At 44.8% G+C, this 22,418-nt stretch carries 22 protein-coding genes and 1 pseudogene; 12 read left to right on the top strand and 11 right to left on the bottom strand.

Features of this window, described 5'->3' with window-relative positions; genetic code table 11:
- Positions 1-309 precede the first annotated feature (309 nt).
- The 3 genes from M3204_RS12775 to motA form a co-directional block, all read right to left on the bottom strand.
- Complete coding sequence (locus M3204_RS12775) at positions 310-1,527, bottom strand: MDR family MFS transporter (RefSeq protein ID WP_251482335.1); 1,218 nt, start codon at positions 1,525-1,527, stop codon at positions 310-312.
- A 125-nt stretch (positions 1,528-1,652) separates the two neighbouring features.
- Positions 1,653-2,417 carry a flagellar motor protein MotB gene (gene motB / locus M3204_RS12770; protein WP_251482332.1) on the bottom strand — a complete coding sequence of 255 codons (765 nt, stop codon included), beginning with the start codon at positions 2,415-2,417 and terminating at the stop codon, positions 1,653-1,655.
- Complete coding sequence (motA, locus tag M3204_RS12765) at positions 2,410-3,204, bottom strand: flagellar motor stator protein MotA (RefSeq protein WP_251482329.1); 795 nt, start codon at positions 3,202-3,204, stop codon at positions 2,410-2,412. The genes motB and motA overlap by 8 nt, the downstream gene beginning before the upstream one ends.
- Before the next feature lie 209 nt (positions 3,205-3,413).
- Between motA and M3204_RS23880 the strand changes: the two genes are divergently transcribed.
- On the top strand, positions 3,414-4,895 hold the full coding sequence (locus M3204_RS23880; protein ID WP_251482327.1) for a methyl-accepting chemotaxis protein: 1,482 nt from the start codon (positions 3,414-3,416) through the stop codon (positions 4,893-4,895).
- Positions 4,896-4,988: 93 nt separating this feature from the next.
- On the opposite strand, the gene M3204_RS12755 is transcribed toward M3204_RS23880, so the two are convergent.
- Positions 4,989-5,363 carry a DUF1992 domain-containing protein gene (locus M3204_RS12755; RefSeq protein ID WP_251482325.1) on the bottom strand — a complete coding sequence of 125 codons (375 nt, stop codon included), beginning with the start codon at positions 5,361-5,363 and terminating at the stop codon, positions 4,989-4,991.
- A gap of 176 nt (positions 5,364-5,539) precedes the next feature.
- On the opposite strand from M3204_RS12755, the gene M3204_RS12750 reads away from it, so the two are divergent.
- On the top strand, positions 5,540-7,360 hold the full coding sequence (locus M3204_RS12750; protein WP_251482322.1) for a solute:sodium symporter family transporter: 1,821 nt from the start codon (positions 5,540-5,542) through the stop codon (positions 7,358-7,360).
- A gap of 134 nt (positions 7,361-7,494) precedes the next feature.
- On the opposite strand, the gene M3204_RS12745 is transcribed toward M3204_RS12750, so the two are convergent.
- Positions 7,495-8,106, bottom strand: a complete 612-nt coding sequence (locus M3204_RS12745; RefSeq protein ID WP_251482320.1) for a peroxiredoxin — start codon at positions 8,104-8,106, stop codon at positions 7,495-7,497.
- A gap of 124 nt (positions 8,107-8,230) precedes the next feature.
- Between M3204_RS12745 and M3204_RS12740 the strand changes: the two genes are divergently transcribed.
- Together M3204_RS12740 and M3204_RS12735 are read left to right on the top strand one after the other, a co-directional pair.
- Positions 8,231-8,395 (top strand): hypothetical protein, encoded by a 165-nt coding sequence (locus tag M3204_RS12740; protein ID WP_251482317.1) that lies wholly within the window; start codon positions 8,231-8,233, stop codon positions 8,393-8,395.
- A gap of 128 nt (positions 8,396-8,523) precedes the next feature.
- A complete protein-coding gene (locus tag M3204_RS12735; RefSeq protein ID WP_251482314.1) occupies positions 8,524-8,841 on the top strand; it encodes a YbjQ family protein in 318 nt (105 codons plus the stop codon).
- A 209-nt stretch (positions 8,842-9,050) separates the two neighbouring features.
- Here M3204_RS12735 and M3204_RS12730 read toward each other — a convergent pair whose 3' ends face one another.
- Complete coding sequence (locus tag M3204_RS12730) at positions 9,051-9,482, bottom strand: GNAT family N-acetyltransferase (RefSeq protein WP_251482375.1); 432 nt, start codon at positions 9,480-9,482, stop codon at positions 9,051-9,053.
- A gap of 51 nt (positions 9,483-9,533) precedes the next feature.
- A pseudogene (locus M3204_RS12725) lies at positions 9,534-9,965 on the bottom strand (NUDIX hydrolase); the annotation flags it as partial.
- Positions 9,966-10,050: 85 nt separating this feature from the next.
- Here M3204_RS12725 and M3204_RS12720 point away from each other — a divergent pair.
- From M3204_RS12720 to M3204_RS12715, 3 genes are all read left to right on the top strand, one after another.
- Positions 10,051-12,144, top strand: coding sequence for a DNA topoisomerase III (locus M3204_RS12720; protein WP_251482311.1), 2,094 nt, complete (start codon positions 10,051-10,053; stop codon positions 12,142-12,144).
- Positions 12,145-12,319: 175 nt separating this feature from the next.
- Positions 12,320-12,451 carry a hypothetical protein gene (locus M3204_RS23715; RefSeq protein WP_285856942.1) on the top strand — a complete coding sequence of 44 codons (132 nt, stop codon included), beginning with the start codon at positions 12,320-12,322 and terminating at the stop codon, positions 12,449-12,451.
- A 128-nt stretch (positions 12,452-12,579) separates the two neighbouring features.
- A complete protein-coding gene (locus M3204_RS12715; protein ID WP_251482307.1) occupies positions 12,580-13,848 on the top strand; it encodes an MDR family MFS transporter in 1,269 nt (422 codons plus the stop codon).
- Positions 13,849-14,117: 269 nt separating this feature from the next.
- Here the strand turns inward: M3204_RS12715 and M3204_RS12710 are convergent, their stop codons facing one another.
- A complete protein-coding gene (locus tag M3204_RS12710) occupies positions 14,118-14,513 on the bottom strand; it encodes a hypothetical protein (RefSeq protein WP_251482304.1) in 396 nt (131 codons plus the stop codon).
- A 219-nt stretch (positions 14,514-14,732) separates the two neighbouring features.
- On the opposite strand from M3204_RS12710, the gene M3204_RS12705 reads away from it, so the two are divergent.
- Together M3204_RS12705 and M3204_RS12700 are read left to right on the top strand one after the other, a co-directional pair.
- Positions 14,733-15,965, top strand: a complete 1,233-nt coding sequence (locus M3204_RS12705) for an aminopeptidase (protein ID WP_251482302.1) — start codon at positions 14,733-14,735, stop codon at positions 15,963-15,965.
- A 162-nt stretch (positions 15,966-16,127) separates the two neighbouring features.
- Positions 16,128-16,400 (top strand): acylphosphatase, encoded by a 273-nt coding sequence (locus tag M3204_RS12700; protein ID WP_251482299.1) that lies wholly within the window; start codon positions 16,128-16,130, stop codon positions 16,398-16,400.
- Between the two features lie 280 nt (positions 16,401-16,680).
- Here the strand turns inward: M3204_RS12700 and M3204_RS12695 are convergent, their stop codons facing one another.
- Genes M3204_RS12695 through M3204_RS12685 form a run of 3 tightly spaced genes read right to left on the bottom strand, consistent with a single transcriptional unit; the run spans position 16,681 to position 18,927 of the window.
- Positions 16,681-17,946 (bottom strand): hypothetical protein, encoded by a 1,266-nt coding sequence (locus M3204_RS12695; RefSeq protein WP_251482297.1) that lies wholly within the window; start codon positions 17,944-17,946, stop codon positions 16,681-16,683.
- Positions 17,947-17,958: 12 nt separating this feature from the next.
- Positions 17,959-18,339 (bottom strand): DUF6114 domain-containing protein, encoded by a 381-nt coding sequence (locus M3204_RS12690; RefSeq protein WP_251482295.1) that lies wholly within the window; start codon positions 18,337-18,339, stop codon positions 17,959-17,961.
- Between the two features lie 15 nt (positions 18,340-18,354).
- Positions 18,355-18,927 carry a DUF6230 family protein gene (locus tag M3204_RS12685; protein WP_251482292.1) on the bottom strand — a complete coding sequence of 191 codons (573 nt, stop codon included), beginning with the start codon at positions 18,925-18,927 and terminating at the stop codon, positions 18,355-18,357.
- A 209-nt stretch (positions 18,928-19,136) separates the two neighbouring features.
- Between M3204_RS12685 and M3204_RS12680 the strand changes: the two genes are divergently transcribed.
- From M3204_RS12680 to M3204_RS12670, 3 genes are all read left to right on the top strand, one after another.
- Positions 19,137-20,636, top strand: a complete 1,500-nt coding sequence (locus tag M3204_RS12680; protein ID WP_251482289.1) for a response regulator transcription factor — start codon at positions 19,137-19,139, stop codon at positions 20,634-20,636.
- 108 nt (positions 20,637-20,744) lie between these two features.
- Positions 20,745-21,113 (top strand): large conductance mechanosensitive channel protein MscL, encoded by a 369-nt coding sequence (mscL, locus tag M3204_RS12675; RefSeq protein ID WP_251482286.1) that lies wholly within the window; start codon positions 20,745-20,747, stop codon positions 21,111-21,113.
- Positions 21,114-21,189: 76 nt separating this feature from the next.
- Positions 21,190-21,825, top strand: a complete 636-nt coding sequence (locus M3204_RS12670) for a Bax inhibitor-1/YccA family protein (RefSeq protein WP_251482284.1) — start codon at positions 21,190-21,192, stop codon at positions 21,823-21,825.
- Positions 21,826-22,418: the final 593 nt, after the last annotated feature.

Below are 22,418 nucleotides of genomic sequence, written 5' to 3'. Positions count from 1 at the left end.
TTAAAAATGTTTGAACAACGATATACAATGGCCAAAAAGGGGTAGTCAGGCAGCCTCGGCTGCCTGACTACCCCTCCAAATATAACTCATGGAGTATGGATGCTTACACATAATTCTTGACGGAACCTATTAAAATTATTTTTTCGCTATTAAAATTATTTTTTCGCTATTAAATTCTCATTTTCGCTATTAAATTCTCATTTTCGCTATTAAATTTTTGTACGCTGCCAATCACCCTCATTTTTTAATGCAGATTCACACTCTAATACGCAAAAAGGTCAAGATTCTCTCAGAATCTTGACCTTTTCATTAATTTTTCACCAATCCCGGGGCGGCTTTGACAAAAACCTTGTTTCCCTGGACAAAAAACACAATACTTCCGAGCACCGCGATGGCAATGACCGTGAATAAAACTGTTGCCCCTGCTTCATTTAATAAGAAGCCCCCGGTTATCGGACCGAAGAAATGGCCGAGCTTCCGGAATTGGGCAGCTCCAAAATAAGTACCCCGCAATTCGTCCGTCGCCAGCTTGTCGACGAGATAGCTGCTCGAAGGAAAAATTAGAATTTCACCTATGGTCACGAAAAAAATCGCCAATATCCCTGTGTACCAGCCAGTAACAAATCCAAATGTAAGCATTCCAATAGAGAGGAAAACTGCACCGGTCATCATCACTTGCATCGTTTTGAACCGCTCGGCGAAATGGCTGATCGGCATTTGCAGCAGGACGACCATGACCGCATTTATCGAAAGCATCACAGAATAGACGAACACTCCGTTTGCAATCGATGATTCGAGATGCTGAGGCACATTGGATTCCATTTGTGAGTAACCGAAGTTAATGATGATCGATCCGAGCACCAAATATCTTAATGCCTTATCTTTACCAATGATTTTCAAGGAATTGGCAATCGTCACTTTTGAAGCACCTTCACTCACCGGATTTCCTAGATTGTATTTTTTCATCATTAATGCCAGGATTATCACATAAACGAAATACATAATCCCTGTGACCATGAATGCTGATTTCGCCGAGACTACCGCAAGATAGGCGCCGAGCAAAGGACCTACGGAGGCACCGATATTGATTGCCGTATACCTGAGTGAGAACGCCCGCATCCGCTTGCTTTTTTCCGTCAAGTCGGCAATCAGCGCCTGGCCTGTTGGTTCAAAGAACGAACCGCTCAATCCATTCAGCGCATTCAAAAGAATGAACCACCCAGGAGTATCAGCAATCATGAAGCCAAAGTATACCAGCGACATCATGAATAACGACCCTATCATTACTGGCTTGCGGCCAAAGCGGTCAGATAGATGGCCTCCTAAAAATCCTCCAATTACCCCGGACAAAGGACTGATTCCAATCGTAAGCCCAATCAAAACTGGGTGCAAATCCAGGTTCCTGGATAGATAGATGGCCAGGAATGGCAGTGTCGCAAACGCTGAACCCCTTGCGAGCACGGTCCCGCTCAGCAGAACCCAGACAATTGGGTGGAATTGCCGATAGTAACCTTTAAGTTTATTCATGTCATTGTACCTCGCAAAGTTAGATTCCTAAATCATAGCAAATATCCAAAATTATGAAAATACCTAAATTATAAAATAATCAAAAAAAAGCGCCGTCCCATTTCCGGACGACGGTTCGTATCTCATTATTCAGGGTTATTGCTTGTGCGAGGCAGAATCAAGATTTCTACCCTTCGATTCCTCGCTTTGCCTTCCGCGGTTTCATTCGCAGCTACCGGCTGGAATTCACCAAAGCCTTTTGCGCTGAACCAGCGCGGGTCCAGTTGATTGTTTTTCAAAATGATTTTCATGAATTCGACGGCACGCATGACGCTCAGTTCCCAGTTGGATTCATATCGCGCAGTCGTGATTGGCACATTGTCTGTATGGCCGCTGATGATGATATTCCGCGGCGGCTCCATGATCAGCAAATCGGCGATTTCATTCGCAATGTTAACATCTGATGTCCTTACCTCAGCCCTTCCCGATTCGAACAGGACGTTATCCCTGATTGTCAGGAGAAGGCCCTCATCTGTCAGTTTGGTATTCAGCTTGTCTGTCAGCTTCTTTTCTTCTATATATGAATTGACCTTTTGCTGCAGCGCCAGAAGTTCCATTTGGTCCTTGGCGATATCATCCTGGTCATTCTTCTCGACATCTTCTTTGCGTTCATCCGGCGATTCCATCTGCCCTTCAGGCATCGGGCTCTGAAACTCAAACACGCCCGTTCCCCCTGCAAAAACATCATTGAAGGCCTTTGAAAGCTGCTGGAATTTCACGGCATCGACCGAACTCATCGCAAAAAGGACGATGAACAGCGCCAGCAAGAGTGTGAGCAAATCCGCATATGGAATCAGCCAGGATTCATCCATATGTTCCTCGTGATGATGCTTCTTTTTCCTCTTACTCATCCTTCGTCACGCCGCTTTCTTCAAGGATCTGTCTACGTTCGCCAGCCGGCAGATAGGAAGCAAGCTTTTGTTCAATCACTCTTGGCGCTTCCCCTTCAAGGATCGATAAAATTCCTTCAATCATCATGTATTTCACTTTTGCCTCTTGCTTTGATTTACGCTTCAACTTATTCGCGAATGGATGCCATAATACATAGCCAGTGAAAATCCCCAGCAATGTCGCGACGAAGGCAGCACTGATCGCTTTACCAAGCTCTTCGGTATTATCCATATGGCTGAGGGCTGCAATCAAACCAACAACTGCTCCTAGTACTCCAAGTGTGGGAGCATAAGTGCCGGCCTGTGTAAAAATTGCTGCGCCAGAAAGATGGCGCTCTTCCATCGCTTCTACTTCTTCGGTTAAAACGTCCCTGATGTAGTCGGCACTCTGGCCGTCGACCGCAAGCGATAAACCATTCTTTAAAAATTCATCATCGACTTCACTCGTTTTTGCTTCAAGTGCAAGCAGTCCTTCTTTACGCGCAAGCTGCGCCCATTCTGAGAATAGACGGATCAAAGCCGGTAAATCAGCACTTTCCTTTTCTTTAAATAAAATCTTGAACAGCTTGGGTACTTTTTTAAGTTCATTTGCAGGGAAGGCTATTGTCACCGCTGCGACCGTTCCCACTACTATTATTAAAATCGCAGCTGGATTCACAAGGGCACTCGGGCTTACACCCTTGAACACCATTCCTACTCCCACCGCAATGATCGCTAAAATGACACCAATGATCGACGACTTATCCATTTACGACTCCCCTGTCTGCTTTACTTCTATTTCTGTCTCTAGCTTCACGACTGCCATAATATCTCTTTTTATTTCGACATATTTTTATAAATTTTAAGTGATTTATCAAAATGACACCCAAAAATATTTTTTCCAAGGGAATAAAGATTAAGATTTTCTATGCCGATATAACATATGTAAAGACACTCATCATCTAAGGAGGATTTAACGTGGAGGCTATCGAAAATCTCCGCAGACAGGATACGAAAAAGAAGAATATACTCATGCTCAGCACATATTCGGTATCCTTGGTTGCGACATCTGTGTACACCATCATCGAAAAGGAACCAATGTTGAAAACTATAGTTTATGTAAGTGAATTATCGTTCTTCTTGTTGTTTTTCCTGATTTTCCACCTTTGGCTTAAGAAGGAATCCTTGTTCCCTTATGCCGCGTTTGCTGCTATTTTCATTCATCATTTTTTCTACATTTTTAATTTTGGGGGCAACGGGGCGTTCTTGCTGGTCCTGCTCTTCCTGGCTGTCTTTTCAGCTATCCATTTTGATACAAAAATCTTCGTCACGGGTTACACACTGGGACTGGCGGCCGTGGTGATGAATGCACTGATGGCATCGACTGATCAGGAATTCCTCAGCAATAACTTCGCGGCAATATTGCTTTGTTACATTTTGCTTGGTGCAGTGCTTTTCGTCCTGATTCGTTTGAACCGCAACACATATAAATCGCTCGAAACATTTCTCGCAGCTTCAGAAAATGAAAAGACGCGCAAAGAGCAGCACAGTGCTTTGCTCCATAGCGAGCTTATTGTCGTAACTGAAAGCCTTGGGAAAATCAATGAGCAAATCCAGACACACCTGACGTCACAAACTGAAATGAAGGTTGCAGTCAATGAAATTTCAGCCGGCAGCCAGGTACAGACTGAACAAATCAATCAAATCTCTGAAAACGCCGAAATGACGAAACAAAGAATGGACGAAATGTCCGAGATGTCTGTGCTGCTGTCAGATAATACTTTGCATGCGGCAAAAGCATCTGAAAGCGGCTCTATAAAAATCAGCGAACTCCAGGGTGATATGAAAGAGCTCGCCGTTTCGATTTCCGGACTCAGCCAAACGTTCTCGATGCTCACGAAAAAAATTGAGGAAACGAACGGCTTCATCGTCAACATCCGCAATATCACTGAACAAACCAACCTTCTTGCGCTGAATGCCTCAATTGAGGCAGCCCGTGCTGGCGAGGCCGGAAAAGGCTTCTCCGTCGTTGCGAATGAAATCCGCAAGCTTGCTGAAAACACGAAAGAAACGGCCTTGCAAATCACTGAAAACCTTGCAGCTGTAAATGAAACAAACTCAGCTGCTCTGGAAAAAATGAATGACAGCAGCGAGAAGCTAGAAGATAGCCGTTCTGCCGTTGACGAGGTCTCTGGCTTTTTCTCTGAAGTCAGCAGTACTCTCCGCGAGCTTACTAACCAATTTGGCCAGTTCGAATTATCCGTCAGCGACGTTAAAAACCAAACTGGCGATGTTGAAGCATCCACACGAGAACTCGCTGCAATCATTGAACAGGCGACTGCAGGACTGGAAGAAATGAACGCAACAATCGAAACGTTGAACGATGATAATGAGACAATCGCAGCATACGTCAGCCAAACAGCTGCCTCCGCTGAAAAAATCAAGACTCTAGGCGCATAAGAATTATTAAAGAAGGGCCAGGCTGGATTTCTCCGCCTGGCCCTTTTCTGTATAGAATTTTTTTCAATACTATCTTAAGTATTTCCGATGTTTTTATAGCAGCTTCTTTTCAATCTTCCGTTCGTAATTCTTGAAAACGGAGGAATTTGTTTTGCTTCCTCTGCTGGACATGATTTTATTGTATTTTAAAAGTTTTTGCCCTAATTGCTGGCTGAGCCGGTCTTTTTCCTCAGGGTTTTCACAGGTGCGAATAAGGTCTTCGATTGACATGACTTCTTGTCTCAATTTGTTCTCCTCTGGGGAAAAGCCACTGTTTTTCAGAAGCTGATAGGCCATTCTCAATTCTTCCGGAACTGAGGACAAATCCTCAAGGTTTAGCGGTTTTCCGTAACCCGGCAGATTTTCAAACTCTCCATCTTTATAAGCACGCTTAATCCGATCCTCAGATACAACCATTGAAAAATCCATCCGAACCACTCCAGTCCATCAATTTTCACCTTTTATACTTTCATTATATTGTTTTTATCCATTTTTTCCTAATTAAAATAATTGGCAATAAATATTTTACCGCGTTAAAGGTTTAGCAAGTTAGCGAGCAGGATAATTAGTATGTAAAATAATTACACAACAAGGGGTGTCAACAAATGGATTTTGGGGGTATTGGATTTACTGTGATTTCAGCCGCGTTTTTCATGGGGCTGGTCGCCTGGTATTCGTATGTTAAGACAAAAGGAGAAGTCAGCGATTCAGCCGGTTATTTCCTTGCCGGGCGCGGCTTGACTGGCGGTTTTATCGCCGGATCTCTCCTTCTTACCAATCTTTCAGCTGAACAATTGGTCGGCCTGAATGGACAAGCCTACCGAACAAATTTATCGAACATGGCATGGGAGGTAACCGCAGCTTTTGCGATTATCATCATGGCCATTTACTTGCTGCCTAAATATCTTGGGGGGAATTTTACTACGCTGCCGGAATTTTTGAGCAAACGGTTCGATGAGGGTGTCAGACAATATACCGTGCTATTGTTCATGCTCGGCTATATCTTCGTTACCGCTCCATCGATGCTTTATTCTGGAGCACTAGCAGTATTGCAGCTTTTCAATTTCCCTGAATTATTCGGTATCTCATATGAAGCATCTGTGTGGATCGTCATTTGGATCATCGGCATAATTGGTGCCATTTACGCAATTTTCGGCGGACTTAAAGCTGTCGCAATTTCTGATACTTTAAATGGCATCGGCTTGATCATCATCGGGCTGCTTGTTCCGATCCTTGGCCTGATCGCCCTCGGCGACGGCAGCATGTCAGACGGCATGAAGCAGATCGCTTCTACCAATCCTGAAAAACTGAACTCGATCGGAACAGAGAAAGACTCTGTACCATTTGGAACAATTTTTACCGGAATGATTTTTGCCAACCTATTCTACTGGGCTTCAAATCAATATGTCATCCAGCGTACATTGGGAGCTAAAAGTCTTGCTGAAGGACAGAAAGGCGTATTGATTTCTGGCTTTTACAAACTACTCGTTCCTTTGACAATGATGATTCCTGGTATTATCGCCTTCCATATGTATGGAGATGGTTTGAAGTCGGTTGACCTTGCCTACCCAACGCTGATTTCCGATGTATTGCCGACCTGGATGTCCGGCTTCTTCCTGGCTGTCCTGCTTGGCGCCGTGTTAAGTTCATTCAACTCTTTGCTGAACAGTGCTGCAACGATGTTCGCACTTGATATTTACAAAGCACGCTTCAATCCTGATGCAGACGATAAAAAATTGATTTCCGTAAGTAAAATCGCCGGTACACTGCTTGCTGTCGTATCATTATGTATCGCACCGTTATTGATGAATGCACCAGAAGGACTATGGGATTTGATCAGAAGATTTACAGGCTTCTTCAATATCCCGATCATTGTAATTTTACTCGTCGGTATTTTCTCAAAACGAATTCCGGCGCTTGCGGCAAAAGTCGTAATCATCTTCCACGTCATAACGTATTATATGCTCGTCTGGGGCACTCAGCACTTGTTCGATTTCGCAGTTCCTATTCATTTCATCCACATTTACGCAATCTTATTTGTGGTTGAAGTCGCCATCATGGTAGCCATTGGTATCTGGAAGCCAAGAGCAACACCATATACCTTCCGCTCCGAGGCAGTCGTTAACATGGTTCCGTGGAAATACTCATTGCCATTATCAGTTGTCCTGCTGGCATTCGTAGCGATCCTTTATGTTGTATTTTCTCCAATTGGACTTGCATACGCAGACAGCTATGTATCTTCCGCCTTCTGGCCGGCTATCCTTGGCATTTTGGCAGTAACAATTCTGCTGTCCTATCTTGCAATTAAGAGTTGGAACCATTCTTATGCTGGATATTTGCAGAGGGAAAATGCCATGGCTGCTGAAAAGATGAACAAAATAACTAGTAAAACAGCAAAGTTAAAACCAAGAACAACTGAACTCTAAATTACCAAATGAGACGCCAAGCTGTACATTACAGCTTGGCGTCTTTTATGGCTCTTTTCGTAAATTTTGTTATTTCACCTGCGCAAGTAAAAAAATGCCAAGGACTGCTTTTTTAAGTATTAATTTATACTGTTTCATATATTCCCGATATTCGATGGGTCTGTACTAATTCCCTGCTGTCCTGGCACCCAGTTTGCAGGTACACCTTTCCCTGTTTGCTTTGCATATTCGAAAGCTTGCAAAATCCTTAGATGTTCAGGGAGATTGCGGCCCACATTCCCAGGATAAATCAGCTTTGCTCTGATGATTTGTTCAGGGTCAATAAACACAGATGCCCTGAAGGCAGCGCCGGTTTTTTCATCGAGCACCCTGTATGCCCGGCTGATAACTTGGGTCCTGTCGCTGACCATCGGATGGGTGACATTTTTCAAGGAAGGTGAAGTTTCTTTAAAGACCTTGTGTGAAAATACACTGTCAGTGCTGATTGACAGCAATTCAGCGTTCAGCGCTTTGATATAAGGGTAAATAGCGGCGACCGCCGCCAGTTCTGTCGGTCAAACAAAGGTAAAGTCGCTTGGATAGAAAAACAAAATGACCCATTTTCCTTTATAATCTTCAAGGTTGATCTTTTCGATGTTCCCGTTGATCAACGCTTCTGCGGTGAAAAGCGGGGCCTGGTCGTCCCGCGTCGCACAGTAAACAGTTGGACATCCTGCCAAATCCTTTGCGTACAATTTTTCATCCATTACAGCCGCCCTCCTCTCTTAAAATTTGTATCTATACAATCATATGCAGCAGCCCATAAACTGATTTTTATAATTCACGTTCTATCAGGAAAAACTACTTGGGACAAGAAAGGAGGGTTTAAGAATGGCCAGAGGTAAAGATTTTAACCATAAGAATAAAAGCCATCCAGGCAATTTCCCTGCAGGTGCCGAAAAGGCGAAGCGCCCTGCGGCAGAAGCACAGGAAGATGAGGAATTCCTTGTCGTCCAGGAAGCTTTTAAGAATCGCGTAGAGGAAGACGAAGTCTAAATGGTGGTGACCTGGCGATTTTTTGCCGGGTCTTTTTCTGGATTTGAAACTTTTTCTTAAGGGTATCGTATATGTAATACACACAGTTTTTTCGCAGCTGGTACATATTATCCAAGGAGGAGTTAAATATGATCGTAACGACAACACCGACATTGCAAGGAAAAGAAGTAGAGCGTTATTTGGGGATTGTTTCCGGAGAAGCGATTATGGGAGCGAACGTCGTGCGCGACTTTTTGGCAAGCGTCACGGATGTGATCGGCGGCAGAAGTTCTGCTTACGAAAACAAGCTCGCAGAAGGACGTGAAATCGCGATTCGTGAAATGGAGGATAAGGCGCGCAGAATGGGTGCCAACGCCGTAATCGGTGTCGACCTCGATTTTGAAACACTCCGTGAAGGCATGATGATGTGTATTGCGACTGGAACAGCTGTTTTTATTAAAGAATAATGGATTGGACCAGGCGCAGCGCCCGGTCCTTTTTTTCATGCAATGGAAGAATACACACCGTTCCGCTCAAAATCCTTGATGATTGCTTCTGGCAGCAGCGGTTTCATTTGATCGGTCTCTGCCCACCTGTACTCTGAATGCTCCTTTTCCTGGACGAGAAAAGTTCCCTGTATGTTATCTGACTAGGTTTTCACTGAACCCTTACTTTTTCAGTTCAACGCCACTTTTTTAAAATTAGCCAGTACCAGTCCATCCCCCACTACTACGTCCCCTTGCCGCTCAAAACCAAGTTTTTCGTAAAGCTTCACTGCAGGCATGTTGGCTGCACCTGTTGAAACGACAATTTCCAAGTGTTCCGGTTCTTGTTGTTCAAGACGTGCCATCAACTTGGCTGCAATTCTTCTGCGGAAAAAATCCGGATGGACCATGACGCGATGAATATCAAGTACTGCATCTTCTTTTTTATAAGAAACCGCTCCAGCGAGCTTGCCCCCGATATAGCAGCCAAGGAAATTCTCGCCGCAGTTCTGCAGTTCTTCGAATGTTTCTTTTAACGGCGGTATTTCTTCGGTGCCGATTAATTCTGCCTCGATTTTGTATGATTTCCTCTGGAGGTCCAGCACTGTGGCCGTGCACAGCATCTCTTGCAGATCGATACCCTTGAATTCAGGCAGAATGCCGTATTCACTTATTTTACTTAATATCAGTTCTGGCCTGCCCTGAAGCGGAGGCAGATTGTCTAATGGGAAGAATCGCAAATCCTTGCTTTCCCCATCAAGCATCTGCAAATTCCCTTCCCAATCCTCACACGCATACAATGCAATTGCGTTGTAAATTTCGTCGCCATTTGGATATTGGAAATAATATTTCTCTCCTGCCAATACGTCCAAAAACGTCAGTGTCTTTAAAAACAAGCCCGTTTCCTCGTACAATTCCCTGCGAGCAGTTTCTTCAAAGCTTTCACCTGGTTCCATCGCCCCGCCTGGAATTCCCCATTTTCCGGTGTCCGCTCGCAGCTGCAGCAGGACCTCATATTGCCGATTGAATACAAGCACAGCAGAACCTGCCAGAATGAACGGCCTGCTGCCAATCAACTCGCGAATTTCTCTGATATAATCGCTCATGCTCTCCCCCATTACAAAAAATCTGTTTTTTACATTATACTAAGAAAAGCATACGTAAAACTGTTGTGTTTTGAAAGGAGCAAACATGAAATCATTAGTTCTTGCAGAAAAACCGAGTGTCGCCCGCGAGCTTGCGCGCGTGCTTGGCTGCAATAAAACAAATAAAAGCTATTTTGAAGGCAATCAATATATCGTCACCTGGGCGCTCGGCCACTTGATTGAATTGAAAATGCCCGAGAATTATGACCCGAAATATAAAGTTTGGAAACTTGAAGAACTCCCAATTATTCCGGATAAAATGGGGCTCAAGGTCATCAAGCAGACGAGCCACCAGTTCAAAGAAATCGAGAGACTGGCGGACCGCAAAGATATAGGCGAGTTTATCATCGCGACCGACGCCGGTCGTGAAGGTGAGCTTGTCGCCAGATGGATCCTCCAGCGCATCAACTGGCGGAAACCAATCAAGCGTCTTTGGATTTCATCCCAGACGGATCGGGCGATCAAGGATGGTTTTAAGAACCTTAAGCCTGGCAAGGACTATGAGAAACTGTATGAATCAGCCGTTTGCCGTGCAGAAGCTGACTGGCTGATTGGCTTGAACGTATCTAGAGCGCTGACTACGAAATTTAAAGACCCGCTATCTGCAGGACGCGTACAAACTCCAACTCTCGCGATGATCCTCGAGCGTGAGGACGAAATCGGCAAATTCGTACCGAAGGATTACTGGACGATTCAGGCGAAGGTTGGCGCACTGACTGCTGAGTGGGAGCATAACGGCGAGAAACGGATTTTTTCAAAAGAAAAGGCTGAACAAATCCAAAAGAAGTTGGCTGATAAAAAAGCCGTCTTGAAATCGATCGACCGCAAGCAAAAAACAGATCCGCAGCCGATGCCATACGACCTGACTGAGCTGCAGCGTGATGCCAATAAACGGTTCGGATTTTCTGCCAAAAAGACTTCCAATGTCCTGCAGGGATTATATGAACAGCACAAGCTTGTTACTTATCCGCGTACCGATTCGCGCTATTTGACCACTGATATGGAAGCAACGATGGCAGACCGCCTGCACGGAATCATGTCAGGCTATAAGGATGAAGCGAAGCCCGCGCTGGCCCAAAAAGGAAAAGTTCTTGCCCGCCGGGTGTTCAATAACGAAAAAGTCACTGACCACCACGCCATCATTCCGACGGAAGAACGCCTTCATCTTGCCGATTTGTCGCCTGATGAAAGAAAACTGTATGATTTGATCGTCCGCCGGTTCCTGGCTTTATTTTACCCGGCTTATCAATATGAAGTGATTCACGCAAGCTTTGAGGTTGAGAGTGAATCATTGTCTGCAAGAGAAACGAATGTCCTTGAACTTGGCTATAAAAAGGTACTCGGAAAAGATGATGACGATTCAGATAAGCAATCGCTCGGCCATCTGGAAAAAGGAAAAAGTTATTCAGTCGGCCAGGTCACTTTGAACAAAAAAATGACTGAGCCGCCATTGCGGCTTTCGGAATCGGACATTCTTGCAAAAATGGAGAAATTCGGCCTTGGGACCCCGGCAACACGGGCGGAAATCATCGAGCGTCTGATCAGCTCCGAAGCGGTTGAACGCCAAAATGGACGCCTGTATTCAACAAAAAAGGGCAAGCAGCTCATTGATCTTGTTAATGATGAACTTACTTCCCCAGAACTGACAGCAAAGTGGGAAAAAGAACTCGAGGAGATTGCACGAGGCAAAGGTGATCCTAAGCAATTCAAGCAGCGGATCCGCGAACAGACTGCCCGCCTCGTATCCGAAATCAAAACGAGCGATAAATCGTATCGCGCCCACAACCTGACAGGCTCAAAGTGCCCTGAGTGCGGCGAGTTTATGAAGGAAAGAAAAACAAAAGAAGGCCGCATTCTTGTATGCTCAAGCCCAGAATGCAGCTTCCGCAAGCACAAGGACCCTAAACTATCACAGCGCAGGTGCCCTCAATGCCACAAGCGGATGGAAATCCACAACGGCAAGGCTGGAGCGTACTTCCAATGTCGTCGATGCAATGTCGTCGAAAAGGCGGAAGACAAGAAAAAAGGCGTATCCAAGCGTGAAGAACGCAAGCTGAAAGAGAAATACTCACCAGCAGAATCCAATTTTGGAACGAGCCTCGGAGACTTGCTGAAAGCGGCCCTCGAGGATAAAGAATAATCAAATCAAAGCGGCCCATGTGCCGCTTTTTTTAGGCTGACGAAAAAAAGCTTTATTGAAGGATTTAACTTGTAAAATATTCCTGCCTAATAGTATGATATTCGTTGGTCTTATTTAGAGATAAGAAAAGCGCAAGCGCCTTGGTCAGCTCCGACAAGCGCTGGAGGGCCTGACAGTGAAGTCGTTCTTTGACTTCATTGGCAGGACCGAAATCGAATTGTGTAGCCGACTGCCCAGAAACGCAGAAACTGGAGACTCCGACAAAGAAGCGCTTTTTGCTTCTGCCGGCGGAGTTGAAGTTTCGTAGTTTCTAGGAGGCGACACTAGACAATTCGAAAAGCTGAGGCGACTGTTCAACTCCGACATGCGCTGGAGCTGGACATTTCTCGAAGTGAAATTTTACACTTCCTTATATATTAAAAAAGGAGAAACACCATGAGATTGAGAGATTGGGATCAAAATTTGAAGGTCCGCCTGTTTGGCGAGGCTTTGATGAATATTACATTTTGGATGTTTTTCCCGTTTTTAACTATTTATTTTGCTGAAAGCTTTGGTAAAGGAAACGCGGGATTCCTGCTCGTCTTATCCCAGGTTTTTTCGGTTTTTGCCAACCTAATGGGCGGCTATACCGCTGACCGGTTCGGACGCAAGCGCATGATGGTCCTGTCTTCCTTTGGCCAAGGTATTGCCTTCCTTATTTTTGCTTATGCGGTTTCACCATGGTACACTTCCCCGCTGCTTGGCTTCATCTGCTTCACGCTTGTCGGTATGTTTGGCTCGATTTACTGGCCAGCCAGCCAGGCAATGGTCGCAGATGTTGTACCCGAAAAGGACCGGAGCAGCGTTTTCGCGATATTTTATACATCGATCAATATTGCCGTAGTAGTTGGTCCGATTCTCGGAGCTATTTTTTACGTCAAGTATCGTTTTGAATTAATGGTTGCTGTGGGAATCATCTCGATCCTTCTTTCACTTGTCCTGGCAAAGTGGACTCGCGAAACATTACCTGCTTCCTCGCAACAGGAAAAAGCAGTTGATGGAAAATGGTATGATTTTTTGCTGAAACAACTTGCCGATTATAAAGTAATTGTTCAGGATAAAGTTTTCTTGCTGTTTATCATCGCAGGAATCCTGGCTGCACAAACCTTCATGCAGCTTGACCTGTTATTCCCTGTTTACACAAAGGATACTGTCACGAATCAAACGGTTCTTGAGCTCGGCAGCAAGGTTTTCACCGTGAATGGCGAGCAGGCCTTCGGTTTGATTCTTTCAGAAAACGGGCTGCTAGTCGCCCTCTTCACTGTTGTGGTGACCAAATGGATGATGCGTTTTCGCGAAAGGAATGTGTTTGTGTTGTCGTCCATCGTTTATGCAGTGGCGATTCTGATGTTCGGAGCAACGAATTGGATCTGGGGATTGATTGCGGCGATGGCCGTTTTCACATTAGCTGAATTGATGACAGCCGGCCTCCAGCAAAGCTTCATTTCCAATCTGGCACCTGAGCATATGCGCGGACAGTACTTCGCCGCAGCTTCATTGAGATACACAATTGGCCGGACAATCGCGCCAATCAGCATCCCGCTCACTGTCTGGATTGGCTATGGCTGGACATTTGCCATTCTTAGCATACTCGCGATTTTAAGCGCAGGACTGTTCTGGATGATGTTTCGGATGTATGACAGCAGGAAGTCAGCTGGAGTTTAGGTGACATTTATATCGTCGACAGTTTGGATTTTGGAATTGGCAGTTTGGATCTAAGCTGAAATTTGAAATCGGTAGCAAGGATTTAAGTTGTAATTATGGAGTTGGTCGATATATTCGTTTTTTCGCTGATATAGTTCAAAAAGTGGTCGATATATTCAATTTCCGCTGATATATTCCAAAATGTGGTCGATATATCTATTTTTTCGCTATTAAAATTTCACGGAGTTAAAAAAATCCATGCAGTACTGGATCTGCATGGATTTCTTCATTTATTTTACCTTTGCGTCGCTATATTTGAATGTCATGAACACAAATAACAGGAAGCTGAGCAATAATGTCGAGCCGCCGACAATGTAGAACACCATCGTGAAGGTTTCGGGCAGCGGGAATGGCTTGACGTTATATAGCCACATGCCAACAGTCAATCCGAAGCTTCCGAGGATCGCTGTCCAGACATGCAATAATGCTAGTTTGGAAGTTTTTGGTACTTCATAAGCACGGTAATAGCTGGAGAACGCAAACAGACTTAGCCAGCCGACAACCAAAATATGTGCATGGACCGGACGGACCGCATAATCGCCTGCACCAGCCATGTGTGAACCCAGGAAGGCCCCGATGAATGCGTAAATCGCTGATAACCTTAACAAGACTACATCGTATTTCATATGAAAAAGTCCTCCTAATACCCCTTTTATATACCGCTATATTTTAACCTACACTGCCCCTGGATGCCAGTATCATAGGCTAGCAAAATTAGACAACCAATCTCTATTAAAATGTTTCGCTTCCCTAATAAGTGTCTGTTAAAATCGAATGTCTTAAGTTTCTTTTTTCCTATAAAATCGTTACAATATAAAAGAACATTCAGAAAAGGGGCGAAATAGATGAGTGATTTCCAAACGAATTTAGAAAAATATGCTGATCTTGCTGTCAAGGTTGGCGTTAACATCCAGAAAGACCAGACGCTTGTTGTCAACACTACGATCGACGCAGCAGAATTTGTGCGTCTGGTTGTTAAAAAAGCGTACGAAGCTGGCGCTAAAAATGTCGTTGTTAACTGGAATGACGATACTGTTAACAGAACGAAATATGACCTTGCACCTGATGAGGCTTTCAACGAATATCCTGAATGGCGCGCGCGTGAGGTTGAAGACCTTGCTGAAAACGGTGCAGCATTCATGTCAATCGTTTCATCAAGCCCGGACCTGTTAAAGGGTGTTAAGCCTGAACGCATCGCGAATTTCCAGAAAGCTGCTGGAACAGCACTTTCAAAATACCGTAAATACATACAATCCGATAAAGTAAGCTGGACTGTAGTCGCCGCTCCATCTGAAGGCTGGGCAAACATGGTCTTCCCTGATGAGCCAGCTGAATCAAGAGTGCAAAAGCTTTGGGATGCTATTTTTAAAGCAGTTCGCGTTAATACTGAAGATCCGGTTGCTGCATGGAAAGAGCATGATGCCTCATTACATGAAAAAGTTGATTACTTGAACAGCAAACGCTATAAAAAGCTTCACTATAAAGCACCAGGCACAGACCTGACAGTCGAACTTCCGGAAAAACACCTCTGGGTTGGCGCTGGCAGTGTGAACGAGCAAGGCAACGAGTTCATGGCAAACATGCCGACTGAAGAAGTCTTCTCAGTTCCATCAAAAACTGGCGTAAATGGCTATGTTTCAAGCACGAAGCCGCTTAGCTACGGCGGCAACATCATCGACAACTTCAAGCTGACATTTGAAAACGGAAAAATCGTCGGCGTTGAGGCTGAGGAAGGCGAAGAAATCCTGAAGCAGCTTGTCGCAACAGATGAAGGCTCACATTACCTTGGTGAAGTGGCTCTTGTGCCATTCAACTCACCAATTTCCCAATCAAATGTATTGTTCTTCAATACATTGTTTGACGAGAATGCGTCTAACCACTTCGCAATTGGCAGCGCTTATGCTTTCTGCGTAGAAGGCGGCAAGCAAATGTCATCCGAAGAACTGGAAGCAAACGGATTGAACGAAAGCATCACACACGTCGACTTCATGGTTGGTTCCGATAAAATGGACATCGACGGCATTACTGCAGATGGTACTGCTGAGCCTGTATTCCGCAATGGAGACTGGGCGTTTTAAAACTTAAACCATATTTAGAACAGCCGTACACACAAAAAAGTGTACGGCTGTTTTTTTACCTTATACGGTTAAAACCAGTGTGCTATAATGAAATTAACAAGAAATCTTTACATATTATATTAGATATATTGTTAACCTAATTGTTTATCTGGGGGCGACGTCTTGATCCAATTACAAATTATTGTGTCAGGAGAAGTTCAGGGTGTGGGGTACCGGTATTATACACAAATGAAAGCCATTCAATTTGGAATTACAGGCTGGGTAAGGAATCTGCAGGAGGGCGGCGTGGAAATCCTTGCTTCAGGCTCAAAGGCTGATCTCGAAAGTTTTGTGGATGAAGTCCGCAGAGGAAACCCATTTTCAACTGTTGACCATATTGAAGTACTTGAAACCGAGAAAACCGAAACCTATAAATCATTCGCAATAAAATACTAAAAGAGGGTGTCCCAAAAGGTATAAACTTTTGGGCACCCTCTTGTTTTTTAGGCTTGCTTGTAAATATGGTCCGTTGATTTCCGTTCCAGGCGCTTCGCTTTCCGCGGGGCTGGCGCTGAGCCTCCTCGCCGCCGTTGGCGTCTGCGGGGTCTTACCTGTCCAGCTTGAGCCCGCAGGACATTGATTGACTTCCCCGAACCTTCCCACGCACGATGGAAATGCGTTAGCATTTTCGGAGGAGTCTTCGCGCCTTCCACTCCAATCAACTAAGGTTTATAGTCTATTCAAATTTAATAACCGATCCGTCAGGCTCTTTCGCAATTGCCTCCCGCATTTTCTTCAGCTGTTCTTCCTCACTTAACTTTATTCCGGCAAGCGACAGCAGGCCGAGTGAATCGAGCAGGTCCTTCGTCCATTTCTCAAGATATTGAGTTAAGGTCGTGTCTGTGGGGCATAGTTCTTCGAGCAGTTTGTTCTGTTCGAGCGCCTTGTCGATCAATTCCAGCGCCAGTTCTTTTGTGATTTTGCCATTTGCGGCCGCCAGTTTTTCGCATGATGTTTTGTCTGCTTGATCCAAGGTTTTCGTTACGGGTTCCACTACAGGCTCTGTCACATTTTTTGCTGTGTCAGCCGTTTTCTTTACGGTTTCTTTTACTGGTTCGGCTGCCTTCCCGACTGTATCTTTCACAGGGCCAGTCACTTTGTCTACCGTATCCTGAATTGGGTCGGTCACTTTGCCAATCGTCCCTTCGAGAGGATCCGTAATTTTGCCTATGGTATCTTCAAGTGGATCGGTTACTTTTCCAATGGTATCTTCCAATTGGTCCGTAACTCCTCCCGCTAGCTCATCAACTGGATCGCTCACTCCTTCAAGTGCATCCTCCACTGGGTCGGTTACTTCTGCAAGCTCCCCCTCTTCTTCAGGAGCTCCCTCGCACGTCAACGGTAATTGTCCAGAGGTGATTTTTTCGATTTCCTTTTTCATCTGCTCAAATGGCATTGAGCCCAGGTCCTGCAATATTTTCAAAGTTCCAGGCTTTTGGACTCCGCCATCGCCATTTACCGTCTGCAGCTGAAGCTGGTCGAGGCTGCTGCTGGCAGCATTCATGGAATGGGCGACCATTGTTACCCCTTCAAGTGCTGCATTCGGGACAACCTTTGCAGCATGGACACAGGCTCCTTTGAATGAAATTGCGCTTGTATCTACCTGCATTCCTTTCATATGGACCGGCCCGCTTGCTTTCATTGTGATACTGACTGTCCCTCCAGGTGTCTGGAACTGCTTGGTCAGCCTCATGCCATAAATCTGTGCTGAGCCATACGTGATCCTCAGCATCGGCTTGGCATTTGTCCCGGATGTTTCGCCGGCGCCAATCGTCGCCTTCATATTTTCACCAACAACTCTGTCTGCCTGGATGATGAATCCGCCAGAATCATCTGTGGCCGCATCTGCTTTTTGGATAAAAGGGAAAAAAGACAAAGCCGCAAGCTGAATACTCAATCCAAATAGAAATAATTTATGTCTTACCAGCCAGGAAAACTTCATTTTGTCTCTCCTTTACCCCGTTTTGGCAGGCTTTGCAGCCACGTCGCTACTTGGTGCTGCTGCGGGAACAATCCGCCAGGCAGTAAGCAGCGCGCCGCCGATGATTCCAAAGATCGTCCCGAACAGGAATCCGCCGAGCGCTCCAATCACCGATAAAATTGACAGGAAAATGACGATTATACCCAACGCTTTAGAAGCACTAGGCAAAAAGAAAGACATCAGCCCCATCAGCGTGATCAACCCGCCAAACAACAATCCGATCACAGCAACTGAGCCTGGAAGGAATGTGCTCAAATATAGATTGAGCGGCACCCATAAAATCATCAATCCGCTTAAGACAGTTAAGATTGCTCCGAAAACTGGCCTCGTATGCCTCCATTTTTTAAACACCATTACTCGTCACCCCGATTATTTCTTATCGATTTTCTCGACGGTCAATTTCATGCCGTTCATATTGATGGTTTCCTGAAATAAGTAATGCGTTTTCAGTTTTGCATTTTCAAGTGTAATAGTGCTGGAGGTCTGCTGGAATTGCTTTGTCCAGTCCGTGCTGTTGTTTTCTTCAAGAAGGAGGTTCTGGAACTTCGCGTTTGCTTCGATCAATCCGGCATCATGCTGCAGGCCAGAAATCTGCACTGGTTTGGATGCCTGGATTTTCACGCGGATCCATTCCCCGCCTACCTGAAAATCCTTGTACAGCTGCAGATTATCAATTGTAAGCGACTCAATTAAATTAGTGCCTTGAGGAGCAGCATCTGAACTGCTGGTCTCCCCCAGCTTCGGATAAAATTTGTACCCTTGCCCCTCAAGCTTGTCAAACTCTACATAGAAATCACCAACACCTGCAATTGGCACTGCATATGCCACGCCTGATAAACCGAAAGACACAAGCAAAAGCCCAAGCGCAAGGAGCCCGGATGCCAGAGCCCCCCAAAAAACCTTCTTATTTGTCTTGCTTTCCATCACGACAGCTCCGTTCAAGGAAGCCACCTCCGTTTAAATATTTTTAAAATTCAAAATTAACTAACTTACCCATACCCCATCCCCGAAAAGATACACTCACAACCGCGAAAAATATCGTTAACATCGTGTTAACCCCGTAAAATGTCGGGTATAGAAATGATAACGTACAAAAATCTGAATTTTTAAACGAATGATATTTTACGAGGAAACGAGAGAGAGGGCCCCTGATGGAACATAAGATTGAAGATTTAGCAATTAGAGGATTGTTTCTTCTGAAAGATTGCGAGAAACCTTTTCTTAAAGAATGGACCAATTTTAAGAAAGACCTAAAGGCGTGGCAGAACGAGCTCGTCTCGGAATTTGAACAAATGATTATGTTCGGCTTCAATAATATATCTAAAACTACTTTTGAATCTTTAAATGATTTCATCCTTGCGTTAGTACATAAATGGCAAAAGCGCCATCCTGAATTTGCCGATGATTTTGACGCCATCTTTCTGATCAGTGCGATTGAAAACTTATTCCATAAAGTCCTGGAAAAACAGAATGCCAGTTTCTTAGAACACCAGGCGATCCAGATTTTTTTCACAAGAATCCTGGATAAGGTGCTGCGCACACAACAGCTGGAGTACCAGGATGACAAGTGGCTGCGCACGATTCTAAATTTGCGGGCTGTTCCAAGCGATTGGCTCGCAATCATCCGGAATGAAAAGTCACAATATAAGGTAAGCAAAGTGGTATGCACTGATGCGCTTTCGGCGAATGAACAGTTGATTGCCATGTGTGAAGGGCTGCAGGCCGACAATCCCGGCGACCTATCGGTGGCCCTGTCACGGCTGCTGACTCCCGGACAGCAGTCCCCTCAAATCATTACCGTTCCTTGCATCACGGAAACACTATTGATTTGCGTGAAGGAACAGGCTGATACGATTACAGAGGAACAAAAAGAGACGCTGCGCAAGATGTATTTGAAACAGATGAAGCTCAACCACCTTGAGAGTGAGCTCGAATGGAAGGACGCCTCCCTGCTATTCCAGCAGCGCTTAATCCATTCACAAAGTGCCACAGATGCCGTCAAAATGATCACCCAGGGACTGGTTGATTACCTTCCATTTTCGCGGTGCGCTTTATTCATCTATTCGCCGGGCGAGCATAGCGGTGTCGGGGTCCATGCTCATAATGTCAACACGGGGTCTGTCCAGCATATTAAGGAGAGCATCGCTGATTTTCCGCTGCTTACCAAATACTTAAAGCTCTTCAGCCATTCTAAACCAATTTTTATCGAAGATGCGGCAGAGATATTGCCAGAGAAATATATCCGGGATTATAGCTTGAAGTCACTAGTTGTCCTGCCAATCTATGTACCTGCAGAAAATAAATTGATCGGCCTCGCCCTGCTCGACCGAGGCGAAAATACAGCATTCACCGTTAACAATCAAACACTCACCGCTCTGATCAAGTTCGGCCAATACGGCGGTGAGCTGTTAAATCAGTACTATGAGGATGCTGTCCATCTTTTTGGTGTGCAGCGCGCGGTCCTGACAATTCGCGAACGTGAGGTCCTTAAGCTGGTTGCTGAAGGTGCCTCCATCAACGAAGCAGCAGATGCCCTCCACCTTAGCAGCTATACCGTCCGGGATTACATCTCGGCAATCATTCAAAAACTCGATGCCAAAAACCGCACAGACGCTGCGGTCAAAGCCTTAAAAATGCGGCTAATTCAATAAAATCATGCTGGGCCTGAATCCTGTTTGCAGGGAGCAGGCCCTATTGCATTTAATTCGAGTTTCTCGCAAAATAGTAGAGATAAAAAAATTTTTAGGGGGTACCATTCCATGTGGGGAGAATTTAAGAAATTCGCCTTTAAAGGCAATGTTTTAGACCTGGCTGTCGGGGTCATCATCGGCGCCGCTTTCGGAAAAATTGTTTCTTCGTTAGTGGATGACATCATCATGCCGATTGTGGGACTTTTTGCAATAGGCGAGGATTTTTCATTACTTACATACAAGACTGTAAAATACGGAGCATTTATGCAATCCATCGTTGACTTTTTCATCACAGCATTTGCAATTTTTCTCTTCATTAAGCTCATTACACGTTATCGGAAAAAGGAAGAGGCAAAACCTGCTGATCCTAAACCTGATTTAAAGGAAGAGCTATTGATCGAAATCCGTGATCTTTTGAAAGAAAAAAATCGCATTTAATTGAAGATTTTGGATGAAACCTATAGTGCCTGTCATCCGTATATATAAACAAATAAAATTATGAGGTGACATTTTCATGTACGCTTATTCCGAAAAGAAATTGATGCCATCTGTTATGCGCACTTTTGCGCTTTCACTGGCAATTGCCTTCATTGGCACGATGGCAGGGGTTTTTGTACCGCCAGCGCTGTTCTTGCCATTAGTTATCATCGAAATTGCGATGCTGATCGGTGTGTTCTTTTTACGTAAAAAGAAAGCAATTTCCTACACTTTCTTGTATGTATTTACATTCATTTCAGGGATGACATTGTACCCGGTCATTGCCCATTATGTAGCTACGACTGGCGCTAACGTGGTAATCAACGCTCTCGGAACAACAACTGTCGTGTTCGCTGGTTTGGCGATTTATGCTACAAAAACAAAGCGTGATCTCAGCTTCCTCGGCGGCATGCTGATGGCAGCCTTGCTGGCGCTGATCGCCATCAGCATCTTTAGTTATTTCTGGCCGCTAAGCTCCACGGGAATGCTAGCCTATTCCTTCATTGGAATTTTAGTATTCAGCGGATATGTGTTATTCGATTTCAATAGAATGAAGCATTACGGTGTGAGCGAAGAAGAAGTGCCGTTGATGGCCCTTAACCTGTATCTCGATTTCATCAACTTGTTCCTATACATCCTTCGCTTTTTCGGAGTTCTATCAAGCAGGGATTAAAAGCTTATTTTACAAGGCAGCTCAATGGCTGCCTTTTTTACGTCTACCATTTTTTAGATGAAATACCAACTTTTAATCAAGTTTATTAAGTTTTCAGTTTTTTCTGCCGGGTATATAAAGAGTGCAAGGCCAATACAAAACAAAGAAGGGACTGGTTAAAGTGGAGAACTTTACGGCGACTTCAGAATATGTCATTGGCTTAGCAAATGGAGGAAGATTCGCGTTGCTGTCTCAAGGCACGCTGGTCTTAAATCGATGGACTTAATGTCGATTCACCCCAGTTAGGTTTTTGAGTAAGCGATAAACGAATACTCCTTCATAGTCGGTCCATTGGATCGACCAAGGCCAATTACTAAAACGGAAGGGACTGGTTAAAGTGGAGAACTTTACGGCGACTTCGGAATACGTCATTGGCTTAGCAAAAGGAGGAAGATTTGCGTTGCTGTCTCAAGGTACGCTGGTCTTAAATCGATATATTTAAGATCGATTTGTCCCAGTGAGTTATTTTGAAAAGCAATAACAGATACTCCTCCAAATTGTCCGCAGGATTAGTAATGCCAAGATCAACATAGAAGGGACTGGTTAAAGTGGAG

This window comes from Mesobacillus subterraneus, from assembly GCF_023715485.1.
GTDB classification, from domain to species: domain Bacteria; phylum Bacillota; class Bacilli; order Bacillales; family Cytobacillaceae; genus Mesobacillus; species Mesobacillus subterraneus_B.
Note: the sequence above shows the minus strand (reverse complement) of the source record. Positions and strands in the feature narration are given on the sequence as shown.

What these genes read in the sequence shown, in the direction of transcription:
- M3204_RS12775 (WP_251482335.1), bottom strand. Translation starts at nt 1,527, where the DNA reads ATGAATAAACTTAAAGGTTACTATCGGCAATTCCACCCAATTGTCTGG.
- motB (WP_251482332.1), bottom strand. Translation starts at nt 2,417, where the DNA reads ATGAGTAAGAGGAAAAAGAAGCATCATCACGAGGAACATATGGATGAA.
- motA (WP_251482329.1), bottom strand. Translation starts at nt 3,204, where the DNA reads ATGGATAAGTCGTCGATCATTGGTGTCATTTTAGCGATCATTGCGGTG.
- M3204_RS12755 (WP_251482325.1), bottom strand. Translation starts at nt 5,363, where the DNA reads ATGGATTTTTCAATGGTTGTATCTGAGGATCGGATTAAGCGTGCTTAT.
- M3204_RS12750 (WP_251482322.1), top strand. Translation starts at nt 5,540, where the DNA reads ATGGATTTTGGGGGTATTGGATTTACTGTGATTTCAGCCGCGTTTTTC.
- M3204_RS12740 (WP_251482317.1), top strand. Translation starts at nt 8,231, where the DNA reads ATGGCCAGAGGTAAAGATTTTAACCATAAGAATAAAAGCCATCCAGGC.
- M3204_RS12735 (WP_251482314.1), top strand. Translation starts at nt 8,524, where the DNA reads ATGATCGTAACGACAACACCGACATTGCAAGGAAAAGAAGTAGAGCGT.
- M3204_RS12730 (WP_251482375.1), bottom strand. Translation starts at nt 9,482, where the DNA reads ATGCTGTGCACGGCCACAGTGCTGGACCTCCAGAGGAAATCATACAAA.
- M3204_RS12720 (WP_251482311.1), top strand. Translation starts at nt 10,051, where the DNA reads ATGAAATCATTAGTTCTTGCAGAAAAACCGAGTGTCGCCCGCGAGCTT.
- M3204_RS12715 (WP_251482307.1), top strand. Translation starts at nt 12,580, where the DNA reads ATGAGATTGAGAGATTGGGATCAAAATTTGAAGGTCCGCCTGTTTGGC.
- M3204_RS12710 (WP_251482304.1), bottom strand. Translation starts at nt 14,513, where the DNA reads ATGAAATACGATGTAGTCTTGTTAAGGTTATCAGCGATTTACGCATTC.
- M3204_RS12705 (WP_251482302.1), top strand. Translation starts at nt 14,733, where the DNA reads ATGAGTGATTTCCAAACGAATTTAGAAAAATATGCTGATCTTGCTGTC.
- M3204_RS12695 (WP_251482297.1), bottom strand. Translation starts at nt 17,946, where the DNA reads ATGAAGTTTTCCTGGCTGGTAAGACATAAATTATTTCTATTTGGATTG.
- M3204_RS12690 (WP_251482295.1), bottom strand. Translation starts at nt 18,339, where the DNA reads ATGGTGTTTAAAAAATGGAGGCATACGAGGCCAGTTTTCGGAGCAATC.
- M3204_RS12680 (WP_251482289.1), top strand. Translation starts at nt 19,137, where the DNA reads ATGGAACATAAGATTGAAGATTTAGCAATTAGAGGATTGTTTCTTCTG.
- mscL (WP_251482286.1), top strand. Translation starts at nt 20,745, where the DNA reads ATGTGGGGAGAATTTAAGAAATTCGCCTTTAAAGGCAATGTTTTAGAC.
- M3204_RS12670 (WP_251482284.1), top strand. Translation starts at nt 21,190, where the DNA reads ATGTACGCTTATTCCGAAAAGAAATTGATGCCATCTGTTATGCGCACT.